This is a genomic window from Pseudoalteromonas sp. XI10, from assembly GCF_001469895.1.
Classification (GTDB): Bacteria; Pseudomonadota; Gammaproteobacteria; order Enterobacterales; family Alteromonadaceae; genus Pseudoalteromonas.
The window spans coordinates 309,312-326,177 of sequence record NZ_LOPY01000019.1; the positions used below are offsets into that span (position 1 = coordinate 309,312).

At 41.0% G+C, this 16,866-nt stretch carries 11 protein-coding genes; 7 read left to right on the forward strand and 4 right to left on the reverse strand.

All coding sequences use genetic code 11. The annotated features are described in order from the left end of the window. Window positions 1-10 precede the first annotated feature (10 nt). The gene (yfcC, locus tag AUR67_RS04540) at window positions 11-1,420 is read right to left on the reverse strand and encodes a putative basic amino acid antiporter YfcC (RefSeq protein ID WP_058584295.1); all 1,410 of its coding nucleotides are present in this window, start codon (window positions 1,418-1,420) and stop codon (window positions 11-13) included. A 141-nt stretch (window positions 1,421-1,561) separates the two neighbouring features. Continuing rightward, window positions 1,562-4,489 carry a TonB-dependent receptor domain-containing protein gene (locus AUR67_RS04545; RefSeq protein WP_058584296.1) on the reverse strand — a complete coding sequence of 976 codons (2,928 nt, stop codon included), beginning with the start codon at window positions 4,487-4,489 and terminating at the stop codon, window positions 1,562-1,564. Between the two features lie 342 nt (window positions 4,490-4,831). On the opposite strand from AUR67_RS04545, the gene AUR67_RS04550 reads away from it, so the two are divergent. From AUR67_RS04550 to AUR67_RS04580, 7 genes are all read left to right on the forward strand, one after another. Next, the gene (locus AUR67_RS04550; protein WP_152996477.1) at window positions 4,832-6,526 is read left to right on the forward strand and encodes a cyanophycinase; all 1,695 of its coding nucleotides are present in this window, start codon (window positions 4,832-4,834) and stop codon (window positions 6,524-6,526) included. A gap of 87 nt (window positions 6,527-6,613) precedes the next feature. Next, window positions 6,614-7,027, forward strand: coding sequence for a hypothetical protein (locus tag AUR67_RS04555; protein WP_058584298.1), 414 nt, complete (start codon window positions 6,614-6,616; stop codon window positions 7,025-7,027). A 71-nt stretch (window positions 7,028-7,098) separates the two neighbouring features. After that, window positions 7,099-8,187 (forward strand): 6-phosphofructokinase, encoded by a 1,089-nt coding sequence (locus tag AUR67_RS04560; protein ID WP_058584299.1) that lies wholly within the window; start codon window positions 7,099-7,101, stop codon window positions 8,185-8,187. 213 nt (window positions 8,188-8,400) lie between these two features. Beyond that, window positions 8,401-9,564: an efflux RND transporter periplasmic adaptor subunit gene (locus AUR67_RS04565; RefSeq protein WP_058584300.1), complete on the forward strand. Its 1,164-nt coding sequence runs from the start codon at window positions 8,401-8,403 to the stop codon at window positions 9,562-9,564. 12 nt (window positions 9,565-9,576) lie between these two features. Beyond that, window positions 9,577-12,708 (forward strand): efflux RND transporter permease subunit, encoded by a 3,132-nt coding sequence (locus tag AUR67_RS04570; RefSeq protein ID WP_058584301.1) that lies wholly within the window; start codon window positions 9,577-9,579, stop codon window positions 12,706-12,708. After that, window positions 12,708-14,111, forward strand: a complete 1,404-nt coding sequence (locus AUR67_RS04575) for an efflux transporter outer membrane subunit (protein ID WP_058584302.1) — start codon at window positions 12,708-12,710, stop codon at window positions 14,109-14,111. The genes AUR67_RS04570 and AUR67_RS04575 overlap by 1 nt, the downstream gene beginning before the upstream one ends. 128 nt (window positions 14,112-14,239) lie before the next feature. After that, window positions 14,240-14,857: a TetR/AcrR family transcriptional regulator gene (locus AUR67_RS04580; RefSeq protein ID WP_058584303.1), complete on the forward strand. Its 618-nt coding sequence runs from the start codon at window positions 14,240-14,242 to the stop codon at window positions 14,855-14,857. Window positions 14,858-14,865: 8 nt separating this feature from the next. Here the strand turns inward: AUR67_RS04580 and AUR67_RS04585 are convergent, their stop codons facing one another. Beyond that, the gene (locus AUR67_RS04585; protein ID WP_058584304.1) at window positions 14,866-15,963 is read right to left on the reverse strand and encodes a HupE/UreJ family protein; all 1,098 of its coding nucleotides are present in this window, start codon (window positions 15,961-15,963) and stop codon (window positions 14,866-14,868) included. A 179-nt stretch (window positions 15,964-16,142) separates the two neighbouring features. Beyond that, on the reverse strand, window positions 16,143-16,832 hold the full coding sequence (locus AUR67_RS04590) for an anti-sigma factor domain-containing protein (RefSeq protein ID WP_058584305.1): 690 nt from the start codon (window positions 16,830-16,832) through the stop codon (window positions 16,143-16,145). Between the last annotated feature and the right edge of the window lie 34 nt (window positions 16,833-16,866).

The window sequence follows — 16,866 nt, forward strand, 5'->3', positions numbered from 1 at the left end:
ATTAAATCTTTTACTGATAGTTAATAAAGTGTGCGAGAAAAATAAAACCACTGGCAAGGCCAAACAAAGCTAAAGTGAAGCGCCAAATAAAACGTGCCCATTCACTCCAATCTAATTTAACAATACCTAAACAGCCAATGAGACTAGCAGAAGTAGGAATAAAAATATTCGTTAAACCATCACCCAACTGAAATGCCAACACCACAATTTGACGTGAGATATTTAACAAATCACCGAGCGGCGACATTAGCGGCATTGTTATGGCTGCTTGTCCTGAACCAGACGAAACAAAGAAGTTAAATACACTTTGAAATAATAGCATGCCCCAAGCCGCAATATAATCGGGCACAACTGAGATGCTGGTGGCACTATAGTACAGCAAGGTATTAAGGGTTGAAGGCGACGTTAAATCGCTACCGCCAAGTATTAAAATAACGCCTTTTGCAAGTGCCACTAAAAGTGCTGCAGGTAGGAGCTCTTGGGCACCTTCTTTAAATGCATTTGCACTTTCATTGGCAGTTTGTTTTTTGAATAGGCTGGCGATTACAGCACAAGCAATACCTAGGCAAAAGAATTGTGCTGCTAATTCAGGAATATAATACTGCCTAGCCATCACGCCCCAAATAACCCAAACAATGCCAGCAATAAAAGCAAGTAAGATTAGTTTATCTGCATTATCTAAATTTATTGCACTGTCTTTGTGTTGGTTAGTTTGTTGTTTAGTTGCTCTAATAGAGTTGGCATAGCGAATAGTGAATACAAGGCCAAATGAAGTAAAAACAAGCCAAGCAAGCATTCTGAATCCTGCGCCAGAAAAAACGGGAATTTCAGCTATAGACTGAGCTATGGCAATGCTAAACGGGTTCATCCATGAGGTGGCAAAGCCAATTTGTGTAGCAACATAGGTTGTTAATACCGTTACTTTTGCGTCATAACCAAGTTGTTTCATAATCGGGAATAACACAATACAAAAGGCGATGGCTTCTTCACCCATGCCGAAAACCGCACCACCTAAAGAGAAAAGCACGAACAAGAGAGGAATGAAAACCCACTCTATATGTTGTGTTTTATTGATCAGTGCCATTATACCGTTATTGATCGCACCGGTTTTTAAGATAATCCCAAACGCACCACCAGTGATTAAAATAAACGCCATCACCCCAATCGCTGCGCCGTACTTATCACCTGACACTAACCCTTCAAATAAGACATTAGCTAGGCCAATTTCACCACCTTCTGCAAAAAATGCTGGCGGGGTATGATCTGAGGCTGTTTGATATTGTGATAATTCAACGCTATGGCTATCTTTTTCGGCATTAAACACACCGGGGGTTATAAATAGGCTGGCAAAATAGGCGATAACTGCGACGCACAACAAAATGATGCTCGCATCTGGCATCGCAAACTGTTTGTTTTTCATAAAGTCACTTAAAGGTCATTCGACGTTTATAAGATAAGCAAGGTATTGTAGCCCTTGCTAAGAAAGATTAATACTGAGAGTCGTTGTTTAAGATAACGTAAGCTCAAAGGTATGGGCGACTATTAAGTCGCCCATACCTTGCTAAAAGCGATAGCTCAAACTTAACGTATAGCGACTGCCATAAGCATTATGGTTTATAGAATCAAAACCTCGACTTGAACCATACAGTTTAGGCGGTTCTTTATCGAAGATATTATCGATACGAGCACGGATTGATAATGCATCATTGATAAAATACCCGGCTGATAAATCCCATACTAGCCAGTCATCAACATCGCGTTTTAACTCATCATTAAGCTCGCCAAGTTCTTCTAGCTCATCTATTTCACGGCCACGAAGCCCTTCAATATCATCCTCATAGCTACTGGTATAATTGGCGCCTAGGTTTAAATAATAACTCTCGGCATCCCAATCTATAGAGAATCTGCCAACATTTTCAGGGTAGCGATAAGTGCCGATTAGCTTTTCGATTGCATCTGAACCGGGTTTGTTTCGTTCAAATTCTAAATAGTGTGTACCATCAAAAGCGAGCGTTAAGTTACCTTTAGCAAAAAGAAAACGATGATCGAATTTAAAGTCGATACCCGCTAAGGTTTGTGTGCCGGTATTTTCCAGTGGAATAACATGGTCTCTAAATAGCGGCAGGAATTGCTCATCTTCTCGCGGGTTAAACTCACTAATATAGTTTGTTAGGATCTCTGAAAGATTAGCGCCTTCACTTTCGATATTAAGGCCTGCATTATCGGTTACTTCACACAGCTGCTGCTCGTACGAAATACCTTGTTGTCCTTGTGGTACTAAGCCACAGTGACGAAGAGAAGCATCTGTGATTGCTCTATCAAGCACGGCAGTCATATTGGTATCGATGACCTGCTCATGATCAAAATGCCAATAATCGACAGTTAGATTGGTATTTACAGATGGACTCCATGCAAAGCCAATGCTGAGCGCTTCAGATTCCTCGGCTTTTAGTGCTTGATTACCAAGTTCAAGGCTGTTAACACTGACTTCTGTACCATCACCCATACAGTATAAATCTGCAACAGCCTGATTTGCGCCGCAATCAAAGCTTGATTGTGTGGTACGTAATTTTACGCCAGCTTGAGTTAATGAAGGTGCTCTAAACGACGTTGACCAAGAGCTTCTAATGATCAGAGAATCTGAAGGACGGTAGCTTAAACCCACTTTAGGGTTAAACGTTCCACCAAAGTCATCGTAATGATCATAACGACCTGCAACTTGCAGTTCTAGCTGGTCACTAACTGGCATATTCAACTCTACAAATGCAGCGTACTGCGTACGGTCTGCCTCTGATAAGCTCGAGCCAAAACCAAAAACATCGACTAAATAACCATTTTCAGCACGCGCTTGTGAGTCTAAAGACGGAATATCTTTTAACTCTTCTCGGCGAGCCTCAATACCAAATGCAGCATAAATGGGTAACTCATTAAATGTAAATAAATCGCCATTAAAGTTTAAGTCCCATCCGTAGACTGTACTTTCACCACTTCTACTTGGATTTGCTTTTGCAAGCTCAAGCACCGCATCATTATTAGCATCACCCTGTAAAAAAGGGTTGTAGAATGGCATTAACTGACCTTGCGCACAATTGAGCTGTGTTCCATCGTATGTAGCCGTTGAACCGTCAGAGCATAATTCACCAGTGATTGCAGCATGAAATTGGTAGCGGTTGTAAATACCATCTATCGCTTCTTGCTCTGACTTAGAACGAGAAAATGTTACACCTGACTCCCAACTCCAGTCACCAATGTAACCAGCTAGGCTGCTGACTAAGCGAAAGTTTTTAGTTTCAACTTCAACTGTACGCGGTGAATTAAAACGTGCGTCAAATGCAAAGCCATACACTTCTCGACCCGCTTGTGTGGTAAATGGATCAATATAAAGCTGGTCCATTAAGTCGTTACTGCCATCAGCGTTATCATAAATGAATAGCGCATCTTCTATGATAAACGGACCATCATCATCGTTTATTTGATTAATTGGTGCAGGTGATGAATAGGCTTTTGATTTAGTTTGGCTATAGAAGAAATCGGTATGCCAATCTAAATCAGCTAAGGTGCTGTTAAACATAAAGCCAGTTGAAAGGCTTTCAAATGGGGTTTCTAGGTAATCATCTTGGTTAGCATAGTAAGCACAAATTTGCTCACCATACTCAGTCGTGACAAGCTCTGTTTTACAGTTTGGCGCTGGTAGTTCATTGCCATCTCGGCTGCTGTAATAATAAATGTTTGGTGAGTTCTCAAGTTTCGGTAAATATGAGTAACCATTCACTAGATTAGGTGTTGCGGTATAACTTCTGTCGGTCGCTTTAAAGGCATTGCGGTCGTAAATATCAGCAAATACCGTTAAGTTACTTTCACCGATATTGGTTCCGTAGACTAAGTTAAGTTGCTTCTTAGCTTCGTCATGACTGTCAAAACTATTGGTGTAAGAAGTGTTTACTTCAGCTCCTTGATAGTCATCTTTGAGAATATAGTTAATAACACCAGCGACAGCATCAGCACCATAAATTGCTGATGCGCCAGTGGCTAAAATATCAATGCGCTCGATTGCAGCAAGTGGAATTGAGTTTACATCAACAAAGTTTTCAGTGCCTGCTGCGAACGAGCTAGGTGCAACACGGCGGCCATTAATGAGTGTTAATGTGGCTGAGGGCCCCATGCCTCTGAGGCTCGCAGCAGATTGACCTGCTGGCGTTGAAGTTGATGTACCACCACTTTCAGATGTTGAAAAGGTACCGGATCCGCCTTTGAAAACGGATAAATCTTTTAATAATTCATGAATAGTGTTCGCTCCTGAGCGCTTGATTGCATCTTGGTCAAGCACTGTTAGCGGTATGGTTCCTTCTAAATCAACCCCTTTAATTCGTGATCCTGTTACTTCTACTCGTTCAATTTTTTCTGATTGTTGGTCGTTTTGAGCATACACAGCTTGTACTGGGCACAGCACAGCACTGATTGCTACAGCAATTGATAACTGACGAAACATATTGATTTACCTTTGTCTTAAAAAACACACGGCAAAACCGTGACGTTTTGAATAATTGTTATAATTTTTAGACAGGGCAGTGGGTTATAGACACAACTAGCCCCTCACAGGAAGTGAGGTGTGGCTACTCGTCAAACCACTCCGAAAGGTAGTGTGGAGAGTAGAAATATGTGCAAAGCGATAATGCGTTTTTCAACATAATTCCAATCCGTAAGGTCTTTTGACAAAGCTAGCGATACAGTGCTAGCTTACTCGCGTTTTTAAATGTTCCTTTTTTTTATAGCAAGCAACAAAAAGCTGCGCAAGCAATTTTCTAATATTTTTTTACAAGAGTGTAACAATATGAACATCCTTAAGGAGCAAAAGACTAAATATCAAACTTCAGCTTTTTCTTTGGTATTTGGTTTGTTTTTCGCGTCATTTGGCAGCAAAGTCTATGCAAATGAACAACAGCAAACGTTGGTCTTAGTCGGCGGATCTTTGACTACCTGCTCAAGTATGAGCCCTAAAAATTGTCTTTCTGATAAACAGATTAGTGGTAAACAAACTAATCAATTTCGATTAAATAATGATGCTTTATCTGCAATAAAGACAAATTGGCCAACCAAGAATAAAAAAAATCGTCAGCAAACGCTTAAGGTATTAGCACAGATTGCACGTGAAAAGTCAGGTGTGATCACTAAAAGTGATATTTTATGGGCATGGCGTGATTTAGATAACAAGTTATTAAACGAACTCACTGATTCAGAATACAACTTTGTCATAGACTCACTTGAAGTCGCTGTATTAAATACAGATTCTACCCGCCAAAAAGAGCAGGTTAGTACAAGCGATAATAACGAACGTGCAGCCAATGATATTTTAGATTTTGTTGCTGCATCATTAAAAACAACCACCGAATCACCAACAATTTTAGCGGTTACGGCTTCAAGCAGAGACCCATATGAATCAGCTGACTTTTATGAAGGGCTATTAGACTTTACTGGTGTAGAATCAAGCTGGTTACCTCTAACCCCCGCCTTAGCAAAAGCGATTACCAGTAAGCAATGTGAGAGTTTGGATTCTTTACGCACTGACTCTATGGGCGTTTTTAATCGTGAGACAATTTACCCTGATCGAATTAAGGCCGAAAAAGCGCTTTGTGATAAAGGGGTCGATCATTTAGTTAAACTGATTGAAAACGCGACGGGAATGATGTTTAACGGTGGTGATCAGAGTTTAACCAGAAAAGTACTGTTTGATGATAACGGTAAGCAATATCCTTGGACTCACGCAATTTTACAAAGACCATTACTTGTTGGCACAAGCGCAGGTACAGCGGTGCAAAGTGGTGGTAAAAATGCCTATGGCACAGTACCGATGATTTCAAATGGTACAAGTTTAGTTGCAATGAGAGAAGGCTCGTTTGCGGTGTCTGCGCCGAGTGAGCGCTGTGAAAATGAATGCGGTGATAAGATTTCGGCTGATAGTCTTACCTATGAAAAACAAGGTGGGCTAGGCAGCTTTACTTATGGTGTCCTTGATACACACTTTAGCGAGCGCAACAGAACAATGCGTTTGGCAAGATTACTGGCAGATACCGGGCAACAGCATGGCTTTGGCATTGATGAGACCACCGCCCTTGTATCAATTCGAGCTGGTGAAACCGCACTAATGACGGTGATTGGTAAAAGCGGTGTCGTGCATGTTAAATCTGACGCTAAAAACAACGGCGCAATCAGTTATTGGCCTGCTGGTGCAGTTATTGATGTAACAAAGGATGGTTTTAATCTAGCTAAACGAACAGTTGATAATGCACTCCCTAGTATTAAAATTCCGCCACTACCGATGCAGCGTTTCGGCACTATATTTTCAGATGCTAAATTACGTTCGCTTGTACAAGCTATGTGCTTAACACAAGAGCAACAAGCAGTCGCTCAGCATGATGAGTTTTTATTGGACTTAAATGCCACTGAAAACACTCATTATTACCGTGTAAACACGAGTAGTACAGGCTGTGCGGTAGAAAACCTAGCCTTTAAAGTTAAGACATTTTAAAGATGTAAGGTACTGAAAAAGTAGTGGATTATTTGTTCATTATTAGTTAGCGTAAGACTAATAATGAACAAACCATGGAATGGGGTTATGAAATATAACGTACTACTTTTATTTATTTTTGGCTGTTTATTTGCCTATTTATCTATACCAGTCATAGGTTATGGCTCGGCTATTGCGATTCCAACCGAAGTACTTTCAGCCCTTTATGACTTGTCACCTAACTTTGCTTTATCAATGGTTGATATCGTTACTTTAGGCCTTCCTTTGTTAGCGTTACTTTTAGTATTTTTACTCATTAGTAAGTCCCTGTATCTTAGAGATAAAGCGTATTCATACTTTATATTGCTGACACCATTTTTAGCGCTGCATTTATATTTTGTTGTTAACACTTTTTCTGCAAATATTGATAACACCAGTTTACTGACTAGTCTGCCTAAGTATGTATTACTAGTGCTTTTTGTGGCGCTATTCTCTACACATAAAAAACCAAGTTTTAGTTGATGTAAGTCATACGCGAAAGTTGAACATATAAGCTAATCTGTAATTAATCAGTGAACGAAGTTGGTAACACAATGAAAAAATTACTGCTATTAACAAGTGGGGGTGATTGCCCTGGGCTTAATGGGGTGATCAGAGCGGTGGTTAAAGCAGCCGAACATGATGGCAATTGGCAGGTGTATGGTAGCCGAAGAGCATATTGTGGTGTGCTTGAAAAGCCAAATGATATTATACACTTAACTAGTGAAGTGGTGGCGGGTATCCATGTTCGTGGTGGAACAATTCTCGAAACCGTTAATAAAGGGAACCCAACCGCATTTCCTGCTGAAATAGCAGGTGAACAAGTGTTTATTGACCGCTCTGATGAGTTAATCAGTATTATTAAGCAACTTGGGTTTGATGCCGTTATAAATATTGGTGGTGATGGTTCACATAGGGTATCTCAGCACTTATTTGAGCATGGCTTAAATATCGTTGGGGTACCAAAAACTATTGATAATGATTTATATGGCACTGATTACACAATTGGTTTTCAGACTGCTGTCGACACCGCCACCGAAGCCATTGATCGTTTAATACCAACAGCGCAAAGTCATAACCGGGTAATTGTGACTGAGGTAATGGGGCGCGATGCAGGTTGGATTTGTTTGCATTCAGCCATTGCAGCTGGCGCTGAAGTCGCACTTATTCCAGAAATTCCTTACGATATTGAAGCGATTAAAGCCAAACTAACATCACGTTTTGATAAAGGCCATGGATTTGCCAATATTGTTATTTCAGAAGGGGCAAAACCTATTGCTGGTGGTGTTGTTAGTAAACAATCAAATGAACTTGGTTACGAAAACCCAGTGTTAGGTGGTATTGCTGAGCAGCTTGCTTCACAAATACGTGTGGCGCTTGATCTTGATGTAAGAGTAACCGTATTAGGGCATATTCAACGTGGAGGCACACCTAATGCGTTTGATAGGGTGCTTGCAGCAGAGTTTGGGGTGCAAGCATTCGAGCTAGTAAAGCAAGGCCAGTTTGGTTTTATTCCTGTTAGTAAAGACGGTGAAATTAAACCAATCAGTTTAAAAGAAGCAACTTCTGAATATCGCGTTATCCCATTAGAGCATTCTTTAATAACAAGTGCTCGCGCAATGGGCATGTGTTTAGGCGAATAATCTGCGAATTGATATAACTTCAATTCGCATAACTAATAGTTTTAAAACAACTTTCTCAGTTACGTTCGTAATAATTCAATTAGCAATTTATTTATTGCACAAAATTCATGCGTTAAAGCAAGCATTTTATTTAATGTAAAGTTCTTTAAAGATGGTTGATCTGTGCCTTTTTTAGTTTAGAATGATCGTTCACTCTAAACTAAGGAACTACACATGCAGCGCTCTCGCATTCCATTTTTTGCAGTGTCAGCTTTGGCTGGTGCTGTTTTATTATCAGGCTTCGGCCAATCAGAATCGGCTCAAGGGCAAACGCAGGCAGCTCAAGCTGTTCCTGTTGGTGTTATTGAGATGCAAAGCAAACCACTTACGCTAACTAAAGAATTACCGGGTCGTGTGGCTGCTTCACGTATCGCGCAAATTCGTCCGCAGGTTAACGGTATTATTCAATCACGTATGTTTGTTGAAGGTGCTGAGGTTGAAAAAGGCCAAGCTTTATATCAGATTGACCCATCTACATTTGAAGCTGAAGTAGCGACTAGTAAAGCCGCTATTACTAAAGCTCAAGCAAGTATTGCAAATGCCAAAGCAAAAGCAGAACGCTATAAAGAACTATTGAGCATCAAAGCAGTAAGCCAACAAGATTACGACGAAGCTGATGCAGCATACAAAGGTGCAAAAGCTGATTTACTAACGGCTCAAGCGCAGCTTAAAACCGCTGAAATCAATTTAAACTACAGCAAAGTGTTAGCACCAATTAGTGGCCAAATTGGTAAATCAGATGTCACTGCCGGTGCTCTTGTCAGTGCTAATCAAGCAACAGCATTAGCAACCATTACTCAATTAGACCCAATCTATGTTGATTTAACCCAGTCAAGCAGTGAACTAACACGTTTGAAAAAAGCCATTGCTGCGGGTGATCTTGATAAAGATGCCGCTTTACATTCAAAAGTTGAATTAAAGATGGAAGACGGCAGTACTTATCAACATAAAGGTACATTGCAATTCTCTGAAGTGACTGTTGATCCAAGCACAGGCTCAGTAACCTTACGTGCTGAATTTCCTAACCCTGAAAAATTACTGCTGCCTGGTATGTATGTTCGTGCAGTGATTGTTGAAGGTGTGAAAAGTGATGCGATTTTAGCACCACAACGTGGCGTAAGTAGAAACACCAAAGGTGAGCCTACTGCTATGGTTGTAAGCAAAGACAATACCGTAGAAGCACGTGTGCTTAAAACTGATCGTACTGTTGGTTCAAACTGGTTAGTGACAGACGGCCTAAACAGTGGCGATAAGTTAATTGTTGAAGGCTTACAGAAAATCCGCCCAGGTGCGCCAGTCAATGCAATGCCTGCAGAAACAGCAGCTAACAGCCAGTAACGGAGAAACTTAATGTCACGATTTTTTATTGATCGGCCCATATTTGCATGGGTGCTTGCTATCGTTGTGATGCTGGCAGGTATCTTAGCAATTAGAAGTTTGCCGGTTGCGCAGTATCCATCAATTGCACCACCTGCAATTAGTATTCAAGCCACATACCCTGGTGCGTCGGCCCGTACTCTAGAAGATACGGTTACACAGGTTATTGAACAAAAAATGAAAGGGCTAGATGGCTTGCTCTACATGTCGTCAACCTCTGAGTCTAACGGTTCAGCGACGTTAACCTTAACCTTTAGTGCAGATACAGACCCGGATATTGCACAGGTTCAAGTACAAAACAAATTGTCGCTTGCAACACCGTTATTACCAGAAGAAGTACAACGTCAAGGTGTCTCGGTTGCAAAATCTGCCCGTAACTTCTTAATGGTTGTAGGCTTTGTATCTGAAGACGGCAGTATGAACAACATCGATATCGGTGATTATGTTTCATCTAACGTGCTTGATATTATCTCGCGTGTAAACGGTGTAGGTGAAGTACAGCTGTTTGGTTCTCAATACGCAATGCGTATTTGGTTAGACCCAGCTAAATTACTTAAATACTCATTAACTCCTGCTGATATTAGTGCTGCAATCAGTGCTCAAAATGCGCAGGTTTCAGCAGGTCAACTAGGTGCATTGCCAGCGGTGAGTGGCCAGCAATTAAATGCAACGGTGACTGCACAAAGCCGCTTACAAACACCTGAGCAATTTAGAAATATCTTTGTAAAAACCAATGCTGATGGTTCAGTTGTTCGTTTAAGTGACGTTGCTGATGTTGAATTAGGTGGTGAAAACTACGGTGTTGTTGCGCGTTTTAACGGCAAACCGGCATCAGGTTTAGGTGTTAAGCTTGCCAGTGGTGCTAATGCGCTTGATACAGCAGATGGCGTAAAAGCGGCGCTTGCTGAACTTGAGCCTTTCTTCCCTGAAGGTTTAACTACGGTTGTTCCTTACGATACGACGCCATTCGTATCGCTTTCAATTGAAAAAGTTGTCAGCACTCTAATCGAAGCTGTTGTGCTGGTGTTCTTGGTAATGTACTTATTCTTACAAAACTTCAGAGCAACACTTATTCCGACTATTGCAGTGCCTGTTGTATTGCTAGGTACGTTTGCCATTTTGCAAGTGTTTGGTTTCTCAATTAATACCCTAACCATGTTTGCGATGGTACTTGCCATCGGTCTACTGGTAGATGATGCAATCGTCGTCGTTGAAAACGTTGAACGTGTAATGACAGAAGAGAACTTATCTCCTCTTGAAGCAACACGTAAATCAATGGATGAAATCAAAGGTGCCCTTGTTGGTATTGCGATGGTGCTCTCGGCGGTATTCGTGCCTATGGCGTTCTTCCCGGGCTCAACAGGGGTTATTTATCGCCAGTTCTCAATTACCTTGGTAACTGCAATGAGCTTATCAGTGCTGGTTGCACTAATTTTAACACCAGCTTTATGTGCGACAATGTTAAAACCAAGTCATGTACATAACGATAAGTCTTTATTTGGTCGTTTCTTCCTTGGCTTTAACCGTGGTTTTGACAGAACGAACTCGGGTACACAAGGCTTTGTGTCTCGCATGATCAAGCACAGTAAACGCTATTTACTTATTTACGGTTTAATCGTGGGTGGCATGGTGTTTATTTTCTCACAATTACCATCGGCATTCTTACCAGATGAAGACCAAGGTATTTTGTTTAACCAAGTAAGTTTACCTGCCGGTGCAACAACAGAGCAAACTTTAAAGGTTGTTGAAAAGATGGAACACCACTTCTTAGAAGAACAATCAGAAGCGGTAAGGTCTATCTTCACGGTAACAGGTTTTAGCTTTGCAGGTTCTGGTCAAAATGCGGCAATCGGCTTTGTGGGTTTAAAACACTGGGATGAGCGTCAGCGTCCTGATTTAACCGTTGGTGCGGTTGCGGGTAAAGCCATGGGATATTTCTCAACGATTAAAGAAGCATTCGTATTTGCTTTCCCACCTCCTGCGGTTGTTGAGCTTGGTACTGCAAACGGTTTTACCTTGTTCTTACAAGATAGGGTTGGTCTAGGTCACGAAAAGCTACTAGAAGCTCGTAACATGTTTTTAGGTATGGCTGCACAAAACCCTGTGTTATCAGGTGTGCGCCCGAATGGTCAAGAAGATAAACCAGAGCTCGAGCTTGATATTGATTTAGCGAAAGCCGAAGCATTAGGTCTTACTCAAGCAGATATCAATAATACGTTATCAACGGCTTGGGGTAGTAGCTATGTAAATGATTTTATTGACCGTGGTCGTGTGAAAAAAGTGTACTTACAAGGTACGCCTGAATCACGCATGGTGCCAGAAGACTTAGATGAGTGGTATGTACGTAACGCCAATGGTGACATGGTACCATTTACTGCCTTTGCTCACTCTTATTGGACATATGGTTCACCACGTCTTGAGCGTTATAACGGCTTTTCAGCGATGGAAATCCAAGGTGCGGCTGCACCGGGCTACAGTACTGGTCAAGCGATGGCTGAAGTTGAGAAAATGGTTAAGAAGTTACCACCAGGTGTATCGTTCGAATGGACAGGTATTTCATATGAAGAACGTTTAAGTGGTGGTCAAGCGCCATTACTTTATGCACTTTCATTGTTGGTTGTATTCCTATGTTTAGCGGCGTTATATGAGAGCTGGTCAGTTCCTGCTGCAGTTATGCTCATTGTACCGCTTGGTGTATTTGGTGCGTCGATTGCGTCATTTGTATTTAATTTATCAAACGATATTTATCTCCAAGTGGGTCTATTAACCACCATAGGTCTGGCATCAAAAAATGCCATATTAATTGTAGAGTTTGCTATTCATAAAATGGATGAAGGTATGAAACTTGTCGATGCCGCGGTAGCAGCTATTCGTCTACGTTTACGTCCAATCTTTATGACATCAATGGCATTTGTGTGTGGTGTACTACCACTGGCAATTGCATCAAGTGCAGGCTCAGGTGCACAAAACGCACTAGGTATTGCTGTTATTGGCGGTACTCTTGCGTCATCGACCATTGTGGTAATCTTTGTGCCGCTGTTCTTTGTACTGGTGCGCCGAGTATTCCCAGGCAAAACAAAATCAACTAATGAGGAGCAGGCATAATGAAAGCTAAACTTATCTCAGTGTCTGTTGCTGCACTTATGTTATCTGCCTGTAATATGGCGCCAGATATGGAGCAACGTGAATTACCCGTTGCTCAAAACTATGATATCCAAGGTACAGAGGGTGATATAAATGCGCTCAATTGGCAGTCATTTTTCAGTAATGCGCAACTTCAACAGTTGATTGCGCTAACGCTGGAAAACAACAAAGATATTAAAACTGCTGCACTGAATGTGCAGCAGGTTAGAGCAATGTATCAGATTGAAGATTCAGCGCTTTACCCAAGCATAGACCTAAATGCATCGGGTACTCGTCAGCGTCTTCCGGCAGATTTATCTGGTACTGGTCAAGCAACTATCTCTGAAAACTATTCAGCGACTGTTGGCTTAACCGCTTACGAAATTGATCTTTGGGGCAAAGTACGCAACCAATCAGAGCAAGCATTACAAAACCTTTATTCGGCTGAATACAGTTTGACTAGTGTGCGCATTAGTTTGATCTCCGAATTAGTAAATGCATGGCTTAACTATGCGACGGATAAAGAGCTTTTGGCACTTGCAAACGAGACTTTAAAGTCTCAGCAGGAGTCTTTAGAGCTAACCCGTAAAACATTTGCTCTAGGTGCTGCTTCTCAGTTAACGCTATCGCAACTTGAAAGTACAGTAGCAACCGCTAAGGTCGATATTGCAAACTACGAGCGTTTACTTAAGCGCGATAAAAATGCCCTCGATTTTCTAGTGGGTAAAACCGTCACTGCAGATTTATTACCAAGTGAAAGTATAGATGATGTACTTAGTTTGCCTGATGTGCCAGTAGGGTTACCGTCTGAGCTTCTTACTCAGCGACCTGATATCAAAGCTGCAGAGCATGATTTATTGGCTGCCAATGCAAACATTGGTGTGGCAAAAGCGGCTTTCTATCCAAGTATCAGTTTAACCGCGAATGCGGGGACAGCTTCAGCTGACTTGAGTAATCTTTTTGATTCAGGTTCTGGGACTTGGAGCTTTGTGCCTTCGGTAAACTTGCCTATTTTTAATATGGGTCGTAATCAAGCCAATCTTGATGTTGCAAAAGCACAACAAGAAATAGCAATAACCAGTTACGAGCAAACCATTCAACAGGCATTTAAAGAAGTCTCAGATGCCCTTGCTGACCGTGAAGGTTATATGCATCAGCTAGATGCCCTTAATGACTTGTATCAAAGTAATGAGCTATCTTTTACTTTATCGGATGCACGTTTTCAAAAGGGCGCAGACAGCTACTTGCAAGTATTGGACGCACAACGAAATTGGTACAGTGCAGGACAACAGTTAATTTTGGGTAAGCAAGCGTATCTAGCGAGCCAAATTAATTTGTATAAAGCACTAGGTGGCGGCTGGAACGCACAAAAAACTGTGCAATAAATCAGCAAAAGCATAATTTATTTAAGGTTTTGCAGGTTCTTAGTTGTTTTGACTCTCCTCAAAGATTAAGATCCTGTAAACCTTGTTTAAATTAAAGTTAACCCTAGTCAGTAAAGCTTGGAGAAACCATGACGCAAAAAACGAAAAGACACAATGACCCTGCGCTTGCTGAGGCAAGACGTAATCAAGTGCTTTGTGCCGCAGCGGATTGTTTTCGACGTAAGGGTTATCATGGCGCGGGAATGGCCGAAATTTCTAAAACCGCGGGTATGAGTGCTGGCCATATCTACAATTACTTCGCCAGTAAAGAAGCAATTATAGAATCGATTGTTGAGCGTGATATGGAAGAAATGTTCTCAATCTTTAAAGAGTTTGCTGATAAACCCGGTGATCGTGTCACTGTATTACTTGATGGTCTAGGCAGAGGCGTTGAGCGCCATACCGATTTGAATCAAGGTGCGCTTGATTTAGAAATGCTCGCCGAAGCTGCTCGTAATGAAAAAGTGGCTAACTTATTACGCGAGTCAGATAGCCACGCTCGTGATTCTATGCGTGAATTATTAGTCGGTGAAAGAGGGCCATTACAAGGCACAGCACTTGAAGAAGTGAATGCCCGTATTGAAGTGATGTTTTCAGTAATGGGTGGCCTGTTACTGCGTAAAATGCTCAACCCAGATTTAGATATTCATGAGTTACTTAAAGCGCTACGTCCAACAATGAAAACCTTATTGTTACCCTTTGAATAAAGCGCTTATTAAAAGCGCTCTATAGACCATTGGATTGCCATAATGGCAATTAGCACTGAGCCTGCTGGCATAATAGCTTTTTTGTACCAAGTGTTATTTCTAAGTAGCATTAGCAGTGGTAAACAGATTGCTAAAATAACCAGTTGACCAATCTCAACCCCTAAATTAAAGGCTAAAATACTCATTAGTTGGTATTCATTTGATAAACCAAGCTCACCTAAAACACTCGCAAACCCCATACCGTGTAATAGACCAAAACAGAATGTGATCCAGCCTAAGCGCACAATCATTGGCCAAATATTGTTTATTGCAGCAAATAATACAGAAAGCGCGATACCTAATTCTACCCATCGGGTGTTTGGCGATATGATATTCATAGCAGTCGCTGTGAGGGTAATTGAATGAGCAAGTGTAAAAGCGGTGATGATCCAAGCTGTATCAATTAGAATTTGTTTTTTAGACTCGGCACGTTGCCACTCGCCTTGCTTACGAACTAACACACAGCCCAGTAATAGCGCGATTAAAAACAAGATATGATCTGTGCCCATCCAAATATGTAATATGCCTTGATGTACATATTCAATAAACGTTGTGGTGAAGCTTTGCTCATTAAAGTTTATAACTTGTTTTGGTGTATTTTGTTCAAATACGCGGCTTGATTTAGCAATGGCAGCAATTGCTTGATGATGCTCATCTATATCAAATAGGGCAGTGTAATTAACCGTTATAGAACTATCAGATGGACAATCAACTTGTAGTGGCACATAGATATACGACTGATTAAAGTGGTTATCTATACTAAGTGCACCATCAAACGTGACCTGACAGTTTTGACTTTGTTGTAACACATTAAAATGGCTATTTAGATAGTCTAATACTGCTTGCTGCTGTGATGTAATTTCATACCATGTAATTACATTATCCTGATTTTTATCGAAGCTGAGCGCTTTATCGAGATCATTCACCGAGGCTTGCCAAGAGCCTACTAGTGATAGCTTATTGCTCGTTTGTTGTTCTAAATTTAGATAAGCGGTGCTTTGCTGGTGGGCGTGACAGATAGAGCTAAAAATTAATAGAAATAGCGTAAACAACAACGACTTTTTCATTTTTATTCCTAAGATAATACAAGGAGACGAGTCTAATACTCGATTTACCGCCTATTTTTTAAGGCGGATATAAAAAGAGGCTGTCACTATAGCAATTACAAAGGTTTATCTACTAGGTCATTTATCTTAGAAATACTGGCTTTGCTCGTATTTATAAATTGTTTCTACGCTTTGAAAGATTAGTTAGCATCGAGTACAGCTGTATAAATAATTTCACTTGGGCTACCTGATTGTGATCCGCCAATTGGCTCACGGCTTATTGCAAGTAAAGTGATATTTTGTGGTTTAAATAATGCGTTTCGGGCAATTTCTTTGCTATCTGTTTTTGGCAATAAAGCAATAGGGATGGCGCTCGGGTGGCCTTTTAAACGGATCCACAACTGGTAATCATAATCAGTTTGTAAACTCATGCCACTAGCCGCTTTAAGTAAAATACTGTGATGGCTTATTTCTAAATTCCAAACTGGATTATTTGCTGAGTCATAAAACGTTACCGAGTGAGTGATTTTATCACTAAACGACTCTTGCGGTTGCCAAGTAATTAATACCAACACAATACAGACCGCTGTTGCAATAGCAGCCCAAGCCTTAAATATTCCAAAGTTAGGGTCTTTTGCTTTCTTCTGTGTTGGTAACAAAAGTGGGTCAATCCGTTTTGTTATTTTATCCCAAACTTGCTGATCAGGTGGGTTAGATTCAATCGCGTTTTCTAGGTTTTTTATATGTCTTTGCCATAGTGAGGTTGCGTATCGGGCTCGAGGAGAAGTGCGCATTAAGCGGCTAAATCTATCTCGGGCATGGCCATGTAAAGTGCCTAAAACATATTCTGCTGCAAGTAAATTAAGTAGCGTTTGGTCATCGTATTTCATAACGAATTAGGCTCGGGTTGATTTAAATTTTTAA

Coding starts and splice junctions, on each gene's coding strand:
- yfcC (WP_058584295.1), bottom strand. CDS start 1,420: ATGAAAAACAAACAGTTTGCGATGCCAGATGCGAGCATCATTTTGTTG.
- AUR67_RS04545 (WP_058584296.1), bottom strand. CDS start 4,489: ATGTTTCGTCAGTTATCAATTGCTGTAGCAATCAGTGCTGTGCTGTGC.
- AUR67_RS04550 (WP_152996477.1), top strand. CDS start 4,832: ATGAACATCCTTAAGGAGCAAAAGACTAAATATCAAACTTCAGCTTTT.
- AUR67_RS04555 (WP_058584298.1), top strand. CDS start 6,614: ATGAAATATAACGTACTACTTTTATTTATTTTTGGCTGTTTATTTGCC.
- AUR67_RS04560 (WP_058584299.1), top strand. CDS start 7,099: ATGAAAAAATTACTGCTATTAACAAGTGGGGGTGATTGCCCTGGGCTT.
- AUR67_RS04565 (WP_058584300.1), top strand. CDS start 8,401: ATGCAGCGCTCTCGCATTCCATTTTTTGCAGTGTCAGCTTTGGCTGGT.
- AUR67_RS04570 (WP_058584301.1), top strand. CDS start 9,577: ATGTCACGATTTTTTATTGATCGGCCCATATTTGCATGGGTGCTTGCT.
- AUR67_RS04575 (WP_058584302.1), top strand. CDS start 12,708: ATGAAAGCTAAACTTATCTCAGTGTCTGTTGCTGCACTTATGTTATCT.
- AUR67_RS04580 (WP_058584303.1), top strand. CDS start 14,240: ATGACGCAAAAAACGAAAAGACACAATGACCCTGCGCTTGCTGAGGCA.
- AUR67_RS04585 (WP_058584304.1), bottom strand. CDS start 15,963: ATGAAAAAGTCGTTGTTGTTTACGCTATTTCTATTAATTTTTAGCTCT.
- AUR67_RS04590 (WP_058584305.1), bottom strand. CDS start 16,832: ATGAAATACGATGACCAAACGCTACTTAATTTACTTGCAGCAGAATAT.